General features: G+C 33.6%; 20 protein-coding genes. 10 read left to right on the top strand and 10 right to left on the bottom strand.

Annotation, left to right across the window (positions count from 1 at the left end):
• Both ACIQLB_RS08960 and ACIQLB_RS08955 read right to left on the bottom strand, forming a co-directional pair.
• On the bottom strand, positions 1–882 hold the full coding sequence (locus ACIQLB_RS08960; RefSeq protein ID WP_400723984.1) for a branched-chain amino acid ABC transporter permease: 882 nt from the start codon (positions 880–882) through the stop codon (positions 1–3).
• 93 nt (positions 883–975) lie between these two features.
• Positions 976–2187 carry an ABC transporter substrate-binding protein gene (locus ACIQLB_RS08955; RefSeq protein WP_400723981.1) on the bottom strand — a complete coding sequence of 404 codons (1212 nt, stop codon included), beginning with the start codon at positions 2185–2187 and terminating at the stop codon, positions 976–978.
• Positions 2188–2692: 505 nt separating this feature from the next.
• On the opposite strand from ACIQLB_RS08955, the gene ACIQLB_RS08950 reads away from it, so the two are divergent.
• A complete protein-coding gene (locus ACIQLB_RS08950) occupies positions 2693–3601 on the top strand; it encodes a LysR family transcriptional regulator (protein ID WP_400723978.1) in 909 nt (302 codons plus the stop codon).
• Positions 3602–3679: 78 nt separating this feature from the next.
• On the opposite strand, the gene ACIQLB_RS08945 is transcribed toward ACIQLB_RS08950, so the two are convergent.
• Entirely contained in the window at positions 3680–3988 is a 309-nt protein-coding gene (locus tag ACIQLB_RS08945) for a hypothetical protein (RefSeq protein ID WP_400723976.1), read from the bottom strand.
• A 452-nt stretch (positions 3989–4440) separates the two neighbouring features.
• On the opposite strand from ACIQLB_RS08945, the gene ACIQLB_RS08940 reads away from it, so the two are divergent.
• The 4 genes from ACIQLB_RS08940 (at position 4441) to ACIQLB_RS08925 (ending at position 6704) form a co-directional block, all read left to right on the top strand.
• Entirely contained in the window at positions 4441–4944 is a 504-nt protein-coding gene (locus ACIQLB_RS08940; RefSeq protein ID WP_400723974.1) for an NUDIX domain-containing protein, read from the top strand.
• Positions 4945–5211: 267 nt separating this feature from the next.
• A complete protein-coding gene (locus tag ACIQLB_RS08935; protein WP_400723972.1) occupies positions 5212–5616 on the top strand; it encodes a hypothetical protein in 405 nt (134 codons plus the stop codon).
• Positions 5617–6106: 490 nt separating this feature from the next.
• Positions 6107–6415, top strand: coding sequence for a DUF3784 domain-containing protein (locus ACIQLB_RS08930; RefSeq protein ID WP_400723969.1), 309 nt, complete (start codon positions 6107–6109; stop codon positions 6413–6415).
• Positions 6416–6506: 91 nt separating this feature from the next.
• Positions 6507–6704: a hypothetical protein gene (locus ACIQLB_RS08925; protein WP_400723966.1), complete on the top strand. Its 198-nt coding sequence runs from the start codon at positions 6507–6509 to the stop codon at positions 6702–6704.
• A 124-nt stretch (positions 6705–6828) separates the two neighbouring features.
• Here the strand turns inward: ACIQLB_RS08925 and ACIQLB_RS08920 are convergent, their stop codons facing one another.
• Positions 6829–7113, bottom strand: coding sequence for a hypothetical protein (locus ACIQLB_RS08920; RefSeq protein ID WP_400723963.1), 285 nt, complete (start codon positions 7111–7113; stop codon positions 6829–6831).
• 488 nt (positions 7114–7601) lie between these two features.
• Between ACIQLB_RS08920 and yjcZ the strand changes: the two genes are divergently transcribed.
• Positions 7602–7799, top strand: a complete 198-nt coding sequence (yjcZ, locus tag ACIQLB_RS08915) for a sporulation protein YjcZ (RefSeq protein WP_400723960.1) — start codon at positions 7602–7604, stop codon at positions 7797–7799.
• A 217-nt stretch (positions 7800–8016) separates the two neighbouring features.
• On the opposite strand, the gene ACIQLB_RS08910 is transcribed toward yjcZ, so the two are convergent.
• The 4 genes from ACIQLB_RS08910 to ACIQLB_RS08895 form a co-directional block, all read right to left on the bottom strand.
• Positions 8017–8307: a DUF5316 domain-containing protein gene (locus tag ACIQLB_RS08910; protein ID WP_400723957.1), complete on the bottom strand. Its 291-nt coding sequence runs from the start codon at positions 8305–8307 to the stop codon at positions 8017–8019.
• 437 nt (positions 8308–8744) lie between these two features.
• Positions 8745–9446 carry a Type 1 glutamine amidotransferase-like domain-containing protein gene (locus ACIQLB_RS08905; protein ID WP_400723954.1) on the bottom strand — a complete coding sequence of 234 codons (702 nt, stop codon included), beginning with the start codon at positions 9444–9446 and terminating at the stop codon, positions 8745–8747.
• Between the two features lie 272 nt (positions 9447–9718).
• Entirely contained in the window at positions 9719–10081 is a 363-nt protein-coding gene (locus tag ACIQLB_RS08900; protein WP_400723951.1) for an NUDIX domain-containing protein, read from the bottom strand.
• Between the two features lie 260 nt (positions 10082–10341).
• On the bottom strand, positions 10342–11079 hold the full coding sequence (locus ACIQLB_RS08895) for a polysaccharide deacetylase family protein (protein WP_400723949.1): 738 nt from the start codon (positions 11077–11079) through the stop codon (positions 10342–10344).
• A 183-nt stretch (positions 11080–11262) separates the two neighbouring features.
• Here ACIQLB_RS08895 and ACIQLB_RS08890 point away from each other — a divergent pair, with 183 nt between their 5' ends.
• From ACIQLB_RS08890 to ACIQLB_RS08875, 4 genes are all read left to right on the top strand, one after another.
• Entirely contained in the window at positions 11263–11793 is a 531-nt protein-coding gene (locus ACIQLB_RS08890; protein WP_400723946.1) for a hypothetical protein, read from the top strand.
• Positions 11794–11805: 12 nt separating this feature from the next.
• Complete coding sequence (csaA, locus tag ACIQLB_RS08885; protein ID WP_400723943.1) at positions 11806–12138, top strand: chaperone CsaA; 333 nt, start codon at positions 11806–11808, stop codon at positions 12136–12138.
• Between the two features lie 338 nt (positions 12139–12476).
• On the top strand, positions 12477–12905 hold the full coding sequence (locus ACIQLB_RS08880) for a GNAT family N-acetyltransferase (RefSeq protein ID WP_400723940.1): 429 nt from the start codon (positions 12477–12479) through the stop codon (positions 12903–12905).
• Positions 12906–13268: 363 nt separating this feature from the next.
• Positions 13269–13490, top strand: coding sequence for a hypothetical protein (locus ACIQLB_RS08875; protein WP_400723937.1), 222 nt, complete (start codon positions 13269–13271; stop codon positions 13488–13490).
• Between the two features lie 74 nt (positions 13491–13564).
• Here the strand turns inward: ACIQLB_RS08875 and ACIQLB_RS08870 are convergent, their stop codons facing one another.
• Together ACIQLB_RS08870 and ACIQLB_RS08865 are read right to left on the bottom strand one after the other, a co-directional pair.
• Positions 13565–14203 carry an O-methyltransferase gene (locus tag ACIQLB_RS08870; protein ID WP_400723934.1) on the bottom strand — a complete coding sequence of 213 codons (639 nt, stop codon included), beginning with the start codon at positions 14201–14203 and terminating at the stop codon, positions 13565–13567.
• Positions 14190–14555: a hypothetical protein gene (locus ACIQLB_RS08865; RefSeq protein WP_400723931.1), complete on the bottom strand. Its 366-nt coding sequence runs from the start codon at positions 14553–14555 to the stop codon at positions 14190–14192. Before ACIQLB_RS08865 ends, ACIQLB_RS08870 begins: the two co-directional genes overlap by 14 nt.
• Positions 14556–14800: the final 245 nt, after the last annotated feature.

The raw sequence follows: 14800 nt of genomic DNA, 5'->3' as shown, positions 1-14800 counted from the left end.
CTATACACGTTTTCCAGAAGCTTTCGCAAATAGACCTTCTGGTTTTACAAATAAAATTAATAGCAATAATGAGAAACACACTACATCTTTTAAACCAGATGACCATAACCCCTCTGTAAACGCTTCAATAATTCCAATTAGAAAGGCGCCAGCAATTGCAGCTGGGGCATTTGTTAAACCTCCAACAACTGCTGCAACAAACGCTTTAATGCCAAGCATCATCCCCATATCGTAGGATGCACCGGAAATTGGCGCGATAACTGTACCGGCTAAAGCCCCCACACCAGCACTTACCACAACTGCCAGCAGTGACATTTTGTTTGGATTGATTCCCATTAAGCGGGCAGCAAATGGATTTACAACACAAGCTGTTAATGATTTTCCTGTAAACGTATAGTTAAAGAAGTACATCATGACGATTAAAATAACGATAGAAAGGCCGATCGCCCACAGATTTTGTGGAAGTAAAACAGCTTCTAAAAATTTTATAGGTGTATTATCCGTAAACGGCGGTAATGTTTGGGCTTGTGTTCCCCAAATTAAAATCGCAATGCCTCGAAATGCAATCGATACACCGATTGTAATGATTATTAGTGTTGTCATGGATGATTTACGGGCTGTATGAATTGCTGTTCGTTCAAATACAGCACCAATCGCAGCCACAATAACGATACTTAAAATAATAGCTAACCATAAAGGTAGATTAGCTTTCACCAGTGAAATACTAATTAAAGCACCAAACATAGCAAATTCGCCTTGTGCAAAATTAAGTATGCCTGTCACGTTATAAATAATGACAAATCCAACCGCAATCAATGCATAAATGGCTCCAATTGTTAAGCCTGAGAATAATAATTGCAACATTTGAGAAAATGTTTCCATAATGTCTTTCACTCCATTCATTTCGGGGTTACTAAGCTCATAAATGAATGAACAGTGATAGAGAGACACCACTGTTCATTGCATTTGTATTATTTATTTGTCTTCTAATGTCCATTTACCATCAACAATTCGTACCATAGCAAAACTATCTGGACTCAATCCCATATGATTATCCGCAGTTATGTTAAAAGTACCTGTCAAACCTACATATTCACCAAGTTCTTTTTCAATGTAATCTCGAAGTGCAGCGCTATCACTACCTTTTGCTTCAATTGCTTTCGTAGCAATCGAGAAGGCATCTGCTGCATAGGCACCAAATGTACTTGCTGGTTTATTGTATTTCGCTGTGAAAGCTTCGTTATACGCTTTTAATAATTCTTTTTGCGGATTTGAATCCTCTAATTTGTCCGCAATTAATAATTTACCCGTTGGTAATATCACATCGTTTGCTGCATTACCTGCTACTTCGATAAATTGGCCCGTTGCAACACCATGACTTGCAAGAACTGGTATATCTAGTGCTAATTCACGAATATTTTTTATGACAACTGCTGACTCTTGTACGGTTCCCCATACAATTATTGCATCTGGACTTGCTTTTTTGACACGAGTTAACAGTGGCTTTGCATCTGTGACTGTCGCTTCAAATTCATCTTCAATGACTGATTCCACACCGTAATTTGCCATGTGTTTAACAAACTCTTCATGACCACCAGTTCCAAAAGAATTTGCAACATTTAACCAAGCAACTTTCGTTAAGTTATTATCTTTTAAATACTGTAAAATCCGCTCCACAGCTTGTTGATCATCTTGTGGCATTTTAAATACCCATTGGCGTGCTTGTCCATTTTCATTCATATAAATTTGTTTACTAGCAGCAACAGAAATGTAAGGCACTTGATTTTGCTCTGCCAAAGGTAACATCGCTAATGAGTTACCACTTGTTGTCCCTCCGATAACCATTGATACCTTGTCTTGTGTTAATGCTTTTTTCATTGCAAGAATGGCTTCATTTTGGTCAGATTTATCATCATATGTTACTAAGTCAATTTTTCGACCGTTAATTCCCCCATCCGCATTTTTTTGTTCGACTAACATTTTCAGCGTTTGCATTTCCGGTTCCCCTAGAGCAGCTGCTCCACCAGATGCAGAAAAGATTCCAGCTATTTTGATTGAATTTGCTGATGCTTCACTACCAGAACTAGAGGAAGATGCATCACTTCTCCCCGAATCTGATGATGAACTACAAGCCACCAACAATAGTGCACCCATCAATAGGAAAAGAGACAATAAAGTCTTTTTCATAAACACTACACCCCTTAATAATTTTTATACCTATAGAAACCGCATCCCCTTTTAAATGACGGTATGTATAGCCCTCCGATGTAACAAAAATAAACATCTCTGATATTACCTGTAATGTTTTAATTTTTAAAAATAATAAAAATAAATAAGAAAAAATAGATTTTTGGAGATCAAAAGCTACATTAAGCAGAATTTTCTGATTTCAGTTAATCAAAAGAATAACATGTATTTTAATAAATGATAAATACTAAAAATATATATTAAAAATTCATATATATACGTTTTTAATATACTCGTACGTTAATTGTTATATAAAATCCATAAAGAACATGCCATTTAATAATCCGCGAAATCCTTGCTAATTCTAGGTTTCCCTAGATTATCTAACTAAAAAACCAGAAATATCTAACAAATATATCGAAAACACGCGAAAAAATGTTACTATACAGAATAAGTATACAAATTGCATAAACTATTTAATTTTAAGTATAGGGGTGAGAGATTAATGGATTTAAGACAATTAAATTATTTCATTACGATTGTTGAAGAAAAACAAATTACGAAAGCAGCCAAAAAATTGCATATGGCACAACCGCCGCTTAGCAATCAATTAAAAATTATGGAAAAAGAATTAAATTGTAAACTATTGGATCGAAACGGTAGAGCATTAGAGCTTACTGAACCAGGAAAGATTTTATATAAAAAAGGCAAAGCATTATTAGCTAATTTCGAAGATACAATTTCAGAAATAAAAGAAGTTGGAGAAGGGTTAAAGGGGGTACTATCAATTGGGGCAGATCAAACCTGTTTATCTTACCTACCTGAAAAAATTAAGTTGATGCATGAGAGATATCCTAATTTATGCTTCAAAATTATTGAAGGAGATACATTTTTCCTAACGAAAAGTCTTGTAAGTAAAGAAATCGATTTAGCGATCCTGCAACAACCAATTGAAGATGATAATTTCTTTTCAATCGGGTTAGAGTTAGAAGAGTTTGTACTTGCCACACCTGCACATTGGAATTTACCGAATCCCATTCAAATAGAAGACTTAAAGGATATACCGTTTCTTTCGTTTTATCGTCATCGTAGTTGTAGTACATTTCGCATTATAATCGATGAATTCAAACGTCACGGTTTCGAGCCTAATATTATTTGTGAGTGCATTGATATTGCGATGGTTATTTCCTTAATAAGTGAAGGTTTGGGGGTAACGATTTTACCAAAAACGAGTCTCGATAAATTTTCAATTCACGGTATTCGAATCATTCAATTTTCTAATTGCAATATCCAATCAAAAGCGAATATTGTTTGGTCAAAAGATCGATATTTAGCAAAGCACGCAATGAATTTTCTAGAATTATTTACAGATGAAACTCATCTACGATCCAACAGAACAATTCGCCAGAGTTAATGAAAAACATGAGGAATTTTAAACTAGCGCTTAAAATAATTATCTCCCGGTTGAAATTTTTGACCGGGAGATTTAGATTTATTTAACATACTTCAAATACTTTTTCACAAAATCTACAATGTAAAGCACTTCTTCTTCTGAAATATTGAATAGACCGCTAACTTTCCGTAGTTTGGCTGGTGATTTTAATTGTTCACGCACTTGTTCAATCCTCATGTATTTACATTTACGAGGGTTTACACAATCTCGAATCTGCTTATAACGAAGGTAAGCATATCTAGCAAAAGCATTTAACATCTCTCGCTCCTGCTCATCTCGTTGTATTTTTTTTGCAGCTTCATCGATCGTTGCTGAATCAAATGTCCTTGTACCATCTGTTAATTGCATAGTACCACCTCTTTCGTTGCGTAAAGTTGATTGACAAACATGGCTGCACCTTAACCAGCTTGCTTTAAGATTGCCTCCATCGCACTTCTTCATAGCTATTAGATGCATCAGAAAAAGCCACATCTAGTTAAATGTGACTCTTTTTGTATTTTTGTTCTGTTGGTGCATCCCAAACATCCACTTCATAACAGCAGTAATTCATTAACTCTTAGCTTCCGCTTTGATGAAGCAATTGATGTAGATGTTCACTAAAAGTGTATTCAAATTACTTTGACTCCCTAAAAAAATAAATCAGCTCGAAATATTATCTATTTATAGACCTTCTGAATATGAACATATGAACTATTACTGAAGGTTTTTTTTAATTATTAAGTTAAAAATTATAATATACACACATCTTTTAATTAACTAAAATGGAAATATAATGATTTTTGTAGGCAGGAAGGATGCAGATGAACAACCAAACTTATGTAAACTGGAGCGGACACCATCTTATACTGACTTGGCTTCAAAATAAAAGTATTGAAGATTACGGTAAAGTAACAAGTGTACATGGGGTTTGTTTTTATCAAGGAAAAGTTTTGTTAGTTCATGTAGACGGAAGGGGATTTAACTTTCCTGGAGGTCATATAGAAAATGGAGAAACACCTGAAGAAGCATTCCATAGAGAGGCATTTGAAGAAGGCTATGTAAAGGGTCATATCAACTATATTGGTGCAATTGAAGTCAGTCACGAAGAGAACCCTTTATTCAATGCTGATAGTAAGTACCCCTTAATCGGCTATCAAATGTTTTATAGTATGGAAATCCAAGAGTGTCTCCCATTTCTTCGAGAGCATGAAACGATTTCACGCATTTGGGTTGAGCCGGAAGAGGTAACTTATGTAATTAATGACCATGAGTTTGCACACTTAGTATTACAAGCAGCTTTAGGTAACAAACCTTCTTATCTGTAAGCTATATTAGGCTATAGCTTCTTACTTTATTAAGATGAAAGGCAGATTCATGAGATATTTAATAGGTTTCTAGGTGTTGTTATTATTTTATTTGGAGGTTTGGTAATGAGCATCATTAATGAAACTTTTTTAGTAAGGATTATTCTTATAGACATATTGGAGCAATCGTATTATTTCTAGGAATTAGAGTTTCAGATGCAAATTCATCAAATTTCCTCTTCAGTCTTATGATATTTCGACATTTTTTATCTAAGGAGAAAACGAATAATGAAAAATAAGCTATTATGGTCAGTGATAATTGCTGGTTCATTACTTATAATTTCGGCTATCATTTTAGGTGGTGTCGGCGCAGAAATTTTAAACATACCTTTTATTCGAATGGCTTTAGTACCAATAGGAGTTGGATCTTGTGGAGTGATGCTATTAGGTACGGGCATCACTAAATTGGTAGATGAAAAGAAAACAATGAAGGAACATCTTATTGAGGAAAATGATGAACGAAATATTGTAATGCGTCAAAACGCCAAATCAAGAGCATTTGATTTGATGATTTATTTATTTGGCTTCGGTCTTCTAGCATTAGCGATGTTTGGTTATATGAACAAGGTTTCCTTTTTTAGTCTCATAGCCCTTTATTTATACTTGCTATGCTTATTACTTGTATTACGTTAAAATAAATAAGGAGAACATGTAGTAGATGTCACTTATACATAATTTCAAAAGTTTACCTGTAACTTTTATTTTTCAATCTAATTCACAGGCATATCACTATACAAACATAACTATCAAAGCATATTAATAGTAGTGTAAAGCTAACCTTGCTTTGCCCTCCTAGTTTGTGGTTTAGGGTCACTTTGGTTCAAGTGACCCTTATTTACTTCTCTTTCATTGTTATTCAAATCCCCTCATTTTTTATGCCTATACTGATAAATATATAAGCATTTTCTGATGAATTATCTCTGATTTTGTATGATGAGATTTTCCATACCTTCCCCTAAAGTCTTTTTTAGATTAATTAATGCCACTCTTATATTATTTTTAGTAGTTCCATCGTTTAATTTGACTGTAGTATCTAATACATCACCTTCAGTAATAATTTGGAAAACCTTTTCTTGTTATATTCGTATATTTATTAGAACTAACATAAGTGAGGTGACGAAAAATGACTGGTGGATATATTACTTGTATGGTTCTTGCTTTAATTATTACTTTTATGGGTTATCTTATCCATGTAAAAAAGGAACTGTGGCTTATTGCGGGTTATCAAGAAGATAGTTTTAATGGCGATAAAGATAAACTAGCTAAGCTATTTGGTGTTTTCTCATACATAGTAGGTATCGCTACTTTTCTATTACCTTTTGGATTAGAATTTTGGGGTATCATTAGTGGTATTATATATGCCGTTTGTATATGTCTAGGTACAGTAGCCACTTTGCTCTGGAAACAAATAATTAATAAACCACTTTCATAAGAGTCTTGCTCAGGCTCTTTTTTTACTTTTCAATCCATTTTTATGTTAACCTTATATTGCGATTTCATTAACGTAAAAAGGAGGATATAACATGTCTCGTAAATTACGCCTTTGTTCTCCCATTATTTCTGCTATCTTATTTGTCATCCTTGTATTTATGAATTATTTGGGATATGGAACTGCAGATAGATTTATTCAAACTCTATTTTTCTTTATTATGGTATTGTCTGTTTTCAATGCAGGTATTGAAACAGAAAAAATTTTAAAAAACCGAGGTCGGAGAATTTAAAAATTCCCATTGAAGTTGAAATGGAATTTACATTGTCTACTTCAAGGGGATCATCGTTTGCGTTCATTATGTCACTGTTGCACAATTTCTCAAACGTTTCGGTAATCATTCCACCACTTTTAATTTACCTAAACGATACTTTTCTTTTATCCTTCCGAACAATTAACAACATGTAAAGGCTAGATAATAAAATAATGATGACTGTTACTGCTAAAAAATATGTATCTTGAATCTTAAACAAGAAAGTATTCAAAGAATTTAATAATCCAGCTGACATCAATAATAACCAAAAGTTATTTTTTCTTTTCGATTGATCACCATTACTTAGATAACTAGCAGAAAGCCAGATAAAGAAAGGTAAGTAACATACAATTGAAAAAGTTAGAATAGCCCATCCAATAAACGGCATAGTAAAACACCTCCTAGAACCTTCCTTATTTTATACGATTGAAATTTGTAATAGTTTCAATATTATTTTTCTATAAAAATGTTGCTTACATATTTTATTTCCTAAGAAACCTCAAAATTTCGAGGAACACTTTACATAGGTGGCTCCATTTATCAATTATGCCTCTACATAATCATCTCACCACCTACAGAGATGGGAGACTTCTGTACCTGTCGCTACACTTTCGGTCAAAGGACATTTGTAACTGCCGTTTCACTTACGTTACATAAAACATTTGTAACTGCCGTTTCACTTACGTTACATAAAACATCTGTAGCTGACGCCTTGTTTTCGCTACCAAAACACTTGTTGAAAGAAATTAAAATTGAATAATTCCTTTATCATTAATTTTTGGGATTTTTAATTCAAACTGAGTACAACCAAGATGAATACCTCCCCTCCTTTCTACACCTAAACATATTATAGACTGTAGAAGGGAGGGATATTTTATGGGATATTACGGTGGAAATTACGGTAACTGTTGTTACGGAGGCTATGGCGGTGGCGGCGGCTACGGCGGTGGATACGGCGGCGGTGGTTACTATGGCTATGGGGGAGGCCATGGCGGAGGCCATGGTTCAGCATTCGCCTTAATTGTAGTTCTATTCATTCTTTTAATTATTGTTGGTACAACATTCATGTATTAAATTTTCCAATAATTTAGTATTCAGATTTATAATAAAGTTAATGCTATTTATCATTGTCACAATTAATCACTTTCAAAACCTCTTTTGCTAAATATCATATACCCAGTAATAGTATGATAACTAACCAGCCTAACATACTACAGTTAAAACAAAAAAGGTCACTTTTGTCCGAGTGACCTTTTATTTTAGATTGTTCAACTTTTCTTTCCATTCAATGTCATTTACTTAAATAATAAAATAAAAGCGCAACAATAATATTTGGTAATGCAACGTATAAGGAATTTACAGTAATTTTATTGCGTTCGTCCCGATGTTCTGTTGTTTCGGTAGCGAAGTTTGCCCTATTCCTATCCCCACTAACCATGGACCCTGAAAAAACCATTGAAATGACAATAAAAATACAGCCAACCGTTCCTGAAACTAAATATATCTTTTCCATTCCCCACAAAATCATCGATATTAATACACCGCATAGTGATAAGAAGACACCAATTAATAAATATTTCACCCCATATCCCCCCTATCCTTATTTTACGTTTAATTACATATTTTGTTTCGCTTTTTTAATGTGCTTAGCCCATTGCAACAAATATCTATATAAAAACAGCTCTCTTTTACAAATATTAGGGGTCACTACCTTAAAGGAGGGCTACTCGGTATTCTTCGAGTAGTCTTCATGTAAAAAATACAAAATGGAATACAAAAGCAGCATTTGATATCATCGACCAATCTATTCCCTTCCAGCAATTTCTATGGTGAAAAATAAAGAAAACGTTGATTTTATCGGCGTTTTCTTTATCTTAGGTGGTGCTAATACAAACAAGATTCTCAAAAAGTATCTAACAACTTACTTGAATAAATCTTAGCGTTTTAGCTAAACTATCAAATTTTTCTATTGTACTCCCTTTTTCATTTACATCGTCAGTCTTTAATTGTAATTTATTATTAATCAATACTTCCTAAAAATTCTACAGCTAGCTCTTGCTCATCGATATCTTTCTCCAAGGAGACCCTATATGCTTTACCATTAGGTTTTGAACTAACGATTTTATGGATTTCTTGATCGATAAAATGTACGCCTACTCCATCATCAACAGCAATTCCGGATGATATCTTATTAGCTTTAACTAAATTGTGGTAAGCTGGTCTTCGATCAATTTCTCCATCATAATGAGGACAATTACTTCCTGGAAGAAACCCTAAACATGTTATCGGCTCTAAATCTCCTCCAAATGAATCTGTTATTCCTTCCTCAAACCAACAAATTGAGCCAGCACTAATGCCTGTTAAAAGGATTCCCTCATGCCAAGCAGTCTTAAAAATGCTATCTAACGACCATTCTTTCCACAAAGCTAAAAGGTTTTTAGTATTTCCTCCGCCAACATAAATTATATCCTTTTCCATAATAAAGCTTTCTAAATCTCGCGTAGGAGGAGAAAACAGTGATAAGTGGGACGGAATACATTGTTGAGCGTTAAAGAAAGAATAAAATCTTGCAATATAATTTTCTGAGTCTCCGCTTGCAGTAGGAACAAAGCAGATCTTAGGATTGGCTTTGTTAGACTGCTGTAAAATATATGTATCTAATAAAGGATTATGAGGCTCCATAGAAAAGCCCCCTCCTCCTAATGTAATAATTTGTTTCATCTTTTTCACCTTTTTTTTGAAAATACTGTATTTTCAAATTATATAAAACTTCTAGAGGAAACGCACCCATTAGATTAAAAACTTTTTCATTTTATTACTGGTGTAGGTATACCATTGTACCAATCCTTAATATATGAGGATTGATGAGGATTAAGATTAACTTCTTTCAGCGGGTGTCCAAACATCCGCTGAAAGAAGTTAAAGCCTCCGGCGGATGTCACGGAATCGGAAAGGAGTTCTTTGTGCAAGCACAAAGCTGATTCCGGACGCAATTATGCCGAGGCATAATTGATTGGTATTTCATTTCTCGATAAAAAGTGCAATTCGCTACTTTCATCATTGATTTGTAAAGTACCTTTATAATCGCTTGAGTAAAAAATTATCTGAACACTAAATACTTTATCTCCGTTTGAGTACTCTGCAAAACCATTTTTACCAGAATATAATCCAAACAATGTCATATTGTTCAGAATAAGATTAGTTTCTTCAAAGACTTCCCTTTTAACTGTCTCTTCAAATGTTTCTCCGATTTCCAAGATGCCTCCTGGGATTCCCCAAATATCACCGTCAATTCTTTTTTGTAAAAGAATACGTCCCCTATCATCTTCAATTATTGCTCCACAGCCAATAGTCAATAGAGTTTACTGCCCAATCAACTGTCTCATCGTTTTAATGTAATCATTCATAATTGATACCCTCATTCCTTGTTGTAGATTTCTTAAATGTTCTTTTTCATAAATTATTTAAAGGTCTAGAAATTAGCACAGTCCATTAAAAGTTGAAATCACCACAAACATCCTTATTTTACATTATTTATTCCAATATAAATACAAAGGGTTCAATAATACTAAAAAGCAAGGCCCAGATTACATTAAGAACTGAGCCCTGCCACTATTTATTTTGCATCCTTATTACTTAACTTTTGAATCTCCAGAAGCTCAGAAATCGTTACAAATTTATATCCCTGGTCTTCAAGTTCAGGTAAGATTTTTTTCAATGCTTTCACAGTTTGCTCACGATTTCCACCGCCGTCATGAAATAACACGACACTTCCAGGCTTAGCACCTTTTAAAACAGTATTGACAATTTTCTTTTCTCCAAGATTTTTCCAATCAAATGTATCTAAATGCCATGACCACATGACAACTTTATACCCTTCTTTTGCTATTGCATCAATCATGGAATCCGTGTATTGGCCCTCTACTGGTCTAAATAAAACAGGGACATAACCAGTAATACCATAAATTGTTGCATGTGTTTGTTTTATTTCTTTCATTAAATTAGAAACATTCGTCCTTAAAGGATGCGTGTATGTGTGAATGGCTAATTCGTGACCTTCTTCGTGTATACGTAAAGCAAGCTCAGGATTTTTTTCTGCATTTTCACCCACAATAAAGAATGTGGCTTTAGCATTGTACTTGTCTAATATATCTAAAATATCAGGTGTGTACTTTTTATGAGGACCATCATCAAAGGTTAGGGCGATCACTTTTTCATCCGTATTAATATCCCACAAAATTTGACCTGCTTCTTCGTAATACTTCCTTCCTTTGTCTGCAAAGGATTTTTCATTGATAAAAAATAAAAATACCCCGAAAAAGCATAAAGCGATTAGCAGATAATATTTCCTCAAGTTTTCACCTCCTGCAAATAATAATTATTTCTAATCATTATTATTTGAGGTTTAAACTAAAAGATGCTTTTATTTTTTTACTTTTAACTGTATACAAAACCAATAACAATCCAAAATGTATGTAAATAACACTGCACATCCCTATGCCAAAATGTTATATTATTTGGAAGGAGTGTGATTATTTTGATAATAAGTGTAAAGAAAGAGGATTTAGATTTTAATTGCTCCAGTTTAAGTCAAAGGTGTTTCGATCCACTCATTAAGATTTATAAGGTAAGAATGTCCGAAGAAACTAATATCGGTGTAAAAGAACGTTTTTATGAGGAACTTACAGAAGGTCAAAGAGCATTATTTATGTTTTATGTTTATTATAACCATATTAGTAAATCTCTTATCGAATTCTATTGGTGGAGTGCTTATTTCATGGCTCAGCCTAAAAATTGGGCAGCGATCAAAGCCTGTTTTAAGTATTTTAATGATGAACCCTTTCTTTTACTCCTTGAGAAAATTGAACAAGAACTAAAACGACATAATCACCCTACTACATTAGAGAATTTTTCAATCACTCGAGATGAATTAAATCAAAACAAAAAGCTTCTTGCATCATTTGAATCGCTTTATGCAATATTCGAAAATATTTATCCAAGTACTATAGAAAAAATAAATAAATTCATCGAAAAAAATTTACAAGAGTTTATACAAATTGGAAATTAAGGAGTATTTTTTATGGCAACTATAGAAGACTTTGTGAATCTTGATATTAGAATTGGTACTGTGATCCAAGCTGAGGAACTTCCGAAAGCAAGGGTTCCTGCTATTAAAATGAAAATTGATTTTGGAGAAGATTTTGGCATCAAGCAATCCTCTGCACAAATTACGAAACGCTATACGCCTGAAGGAATTATTAATAAGCAAGTAGTAGCAATCGTTAATTTCCCTCCCCGTCGTGTAGCAGGCTTTAAATCTGAAGTTTTAGTGATCGGTGGCGTTCCTGTAGAAGGAGATGTAATTCTATTATCTCCTGATCAGCCTGTCCCAAACGGCACTAAAATTAGTTAAGTCTAGGATTTTATGATTTGAAAATTTAATTTTTAATGAATCTATTTCACAGGCACAAAACTAACTTATATTACATCTACATCATATATTTAATAATGTAAAGCTAATTTAGCCTTACACCTCCTGACTTGATACTAAGGGTCACGAATGTGTGGCCCTTTTATTATTTTGTAACATCTAGTACCACATGTTACATATAAATTATAAGTAGAACAAATCCCCTAAATCGAGAGGATCATAGAAAATGAAAATTTATTTTGATTGGTGCTACATCATTAAGATCTTCAAATAAAAAATAGAAAGGAGCGTGATAATGAAGAGAATAAGGAGAGAACATTATGAAAAACAGACAAACAACAACTGATGACTATGAAACTATACTAAATCTTTGGGATAGATCCGTTACCAAAACCCATGATTTTTTAAGTTTAAAAGATAAGGAAGACATTAAAAAGGAAATTCCTATGTTTTTCCCACATCTTGATGTGAGACTTTGGTTTGCAGAAAATGAATTGATTGGTTTTTCAGGTACCCATAATCAGCACTTAGAAATGCTATTTTTAGAACCTGCTGAAATTGGAAAAGGTTATGGTAAACAAATAATACAACAACTTATTAGAGATTTTAATATAAGGTCTGTTGATGTTAATAAAGACAATGAAAACGCAAAGATGTTTTATTTGAAAAATGATTTCACGATTGTCAGTGAAGAACCAACAGATAGTTCAGGTCGCCATTATCCAATACTACATTTAGAATTAAAGTAAATAGCAGAGGCCAACCCTCTACTTTATTCAAAAAAGAGATGTAAAACACAAATATACCTCTTTTTGGTATATTTATGTTTTACATTGTTCCAGCTGCCTTTATCATTTGGATTTTAATTATATTCATTAAAATTCAGCAGGAACAAACTGAAATACTTAGAAGCATATCAGAAAAGTTAAATGTGAAATTAGACTGAATTCAAGCTTACAACAAGGTCGACTTTAGTCTTTTTTTAATTGCCCCCCAACTTATCGTAGATCCCCAATTTTTTACTACTGATAATATTCAATTTAAATCATGTATTTTTAATAAAACTGTCCAATAAAATGGTATATATCCATAACATGAAAAGAGGAATGTATATGGAAACTGAAAAAAGCTATGAATCCCTACTCATACTAATTGGTTGGATAAACGTTTCGTTTGCACTTGTCTTTTTTCAATTGTTTTGTGGTATTATTGCCATTTGTATGGGCATCGTTTTAAGAAATGATTATCATGCGAAAAAGCATGGACTTGTCTTAATTATTGTAGGCATTATAGTTGGGATTGCCGGATGGGTACTCAATTATTTATATTTGTAGGCTATGAAAAGTATTAAGCAAAAAAGCACTAACATGCATTCGTCCGTCAGTGCCTCCTCGTATCAATATGGTGCTTATTTCTTCACTTTTGAAAGTGTCATACCATCACCAATTGGAATAATAATCGACTCTAATTGAGGGTGGTTCGCTACTGCTACATTGAATTTCTTCATTAATTCCGTATAACGTTTTGGTTGGGCATTTGGATCTGCCACACTCCCATTAGCAAGGACATTATCAGTAACGATAATAGCATCGGGATTTGCTAGCTTTACACAATAATTTAAATAGTTTTCATAATTATCCTTATCAGCATCGATAAAGAAAAAATCAAATCGCTCATTACCCTGCACCAGCTTTTCAAGGCTTTGCAATGCAGGTCCCGTCATATAAGTCACTTGTTCACCAAAACCTGCCTTTGATAAATTACTGTAAGCTAACTGTGCGTATTTTTCCTCTAATTCAAGAGAAGTTAATTTACCTTCACTGTCGAACCCTCTAGCTAGACAAATTCCACTATATCCACCGAGAGCCCCTACTTCAAGAATGTTTTTAGCGCCTGTCATCGAAACAAGCATTGTTAAAAGTTTTCCAGAGGAAGCAGAAACAGAAATGGCGGGCATTCCGTTTTCTTGAATGGATGTAATAACCTCCTCTAAAATTGAGTCTTCGTTATGAAACACGGCATCAATGTAATGATTAATTATTTTCATTCAGGTTCTTCCCTTCCTCTTCATGATTTAAAGATGTTTCATCATCTTCTTGACTGTCGGATGTAGCCATTGTTTCATTTTCATGTAATTCAAATAATTGAATGAACTCATTGATGACCATATCAATGGCTTTTAATTCACCCACTAATATTGGCTGAATAGATTGAAACTCTGGTTGCTCCAATTGTTGCTTAATCGTTGCACGCTTTAGATTCATCATCTCTAAAAAAGCAATAGCTCTTCCACGTCGGAAGGTTTTAGCTCCACGTTGTTGAGAGCCGTCTCTTCCTCTGTGACGTCCACCACGATGATGTCCCTCTTCTCTAAATTCCTTAAATTTTTCACTTCTCATTTTCATTCTCCTTTCGTTGTATACATTTGTATACAACCTCGATTACATTTACAGTGTATACAAATGTATACGTTTTGTCAATAAACCTTCTCTATTCATTTCCCGTTTCCTGATTTCATACTTTAACAACAGAAACATTAAACATTTTAAGGAATTTTGTAATATGTACTTCCCTTTGTTCTTCCATTAAACTGTAAATAACAGCCATCACCATAAAACGGTAATTAATAATTGTGTGACTTCTA

Origin of the sequence: Lysinibacillus sp. NPDC092081 (assembly GCF_044755845.1) — a bacterium.
Taxonomy (GTDB): Bacteria; Bacillota; Bacilli; order Bacillales_A; family Planococcaceae; genus Lysinibacillus.
The sequence above is the reverse complement of the archived record's forward strand: the minus strand, read 5'-3'. Positions and strand labels throughout refer to the sequence as shown.

Bases quoted from the DNA above. Each gene is read 5' to 3' on its own strand.
- ACIQLB_RS08945 (WP_400723976.1), bottom strand. From the start codon at position 3,988: ATGCAATTAACAGATGGTACAAGGACATTTGATTCAGCAACGATCGAT.
- ACIQLB_RS08880 (WP_400723940.1), top strand. From the start codon at position 12,477: ATGAAAAACAGACAAACAACAACTGATGACTATGAAACTATACTAAAT.
- ACIQLB_RS08940 (WP_400723974.1), top strand. From the start codon at position 4,441: ATGAACAACCAAACTTATGTAAACTGGAGCGGACACCATCTTATACTG.
- yjcZ (WP_400723960.1), top strand. From the start codon at position 7,602: ATGGGATATTACGGTGGAAATTACGGTAACTGTTGTTACGGAGGCTAT.
- csaA (WP_400723943.1), top strand. From the start codon at position 11,806: ATGGCAACTATAGAAGACTTTGTGAATCTTGATATTAGAATTGGTACT.
- ACIQLB_RS08950 (WP_400723978.1), top strand. From the start codon at position 2,693: ATGGATTTAAGACAATTAAATTATTTCATTACGATTGTTGAAGAAAAA.
- ACIQLB_RS08875 (WP_400723937.1), top strand. From the start codon at position 13,269: ATGGAAACTGAAAAAAGCTATGAATCCCTACTCATACTAATTGGTTGG.
- ACIQLB_RS08955 (WP_400723981.1), bottom strand. From the start codon at position 2,187: ATGAAAAAGACTTTATTGTCTCTTTTCCTATTGATGGGTGCACTATTG.
- ACIQLB_RS08935 (WP_400723972.1), top strand. From the start codon at position 5,212: ATGAAAAATAAGCTATTATGGTCAGTGATAATTGCTGGTTCATTACTT.
- ACIQLB_RS08905 (WP_400723954.1), bottom strand. From the start codon at position 9,446: ATGAAACAAATTATTACATTAGGAGGAGGGGGCTTTTCTATGGAGCCT.
- ACIQLB_RS08865 (WP_400723931.1), bottom strand. From the start codon at position 14,555: ATGAGAAGTGAAAAATTTAAGGAATTTAGAGAAGAGGGACATCATCGT.
- ACIQLB_RS08930 (WP_400723969.1), top strand. From the start codon at position 6,107: ATGACTGGTGGATATATTACTTGTATGGTTCTTGCTTTAATTATTACT.
- ACIQLB_RS08920 (WP_400723963.1), bottom strand. From the start codon at position 7,113: ATGCCGTTTATTGGATGGGCTATTCTAACTTTTTCAATTGTATGTTAC.
- ACIQLB_RS08870 (WP_400723934.1), bottom strand. From the start codon at position 14,203: ATGAAAATAATTAATCATTACATTGATGCCGTGTTTCATAACGAAGAC.
- ACIQLB_RS08960 (WP_400723984.1), bottom strand. From the start codon at position 882: ATGGAAACATTTTCTCAAATGTTGCAATTATTATTCTCAGGCTTAACA.
- ACIQLB_RS08925 (WP_400723966.1), top strand. From the start codon at position 6,507: ATGTCTCGTAAATTACGCCTTTGTTCTCCCATTATTTCTGCTATCTTA.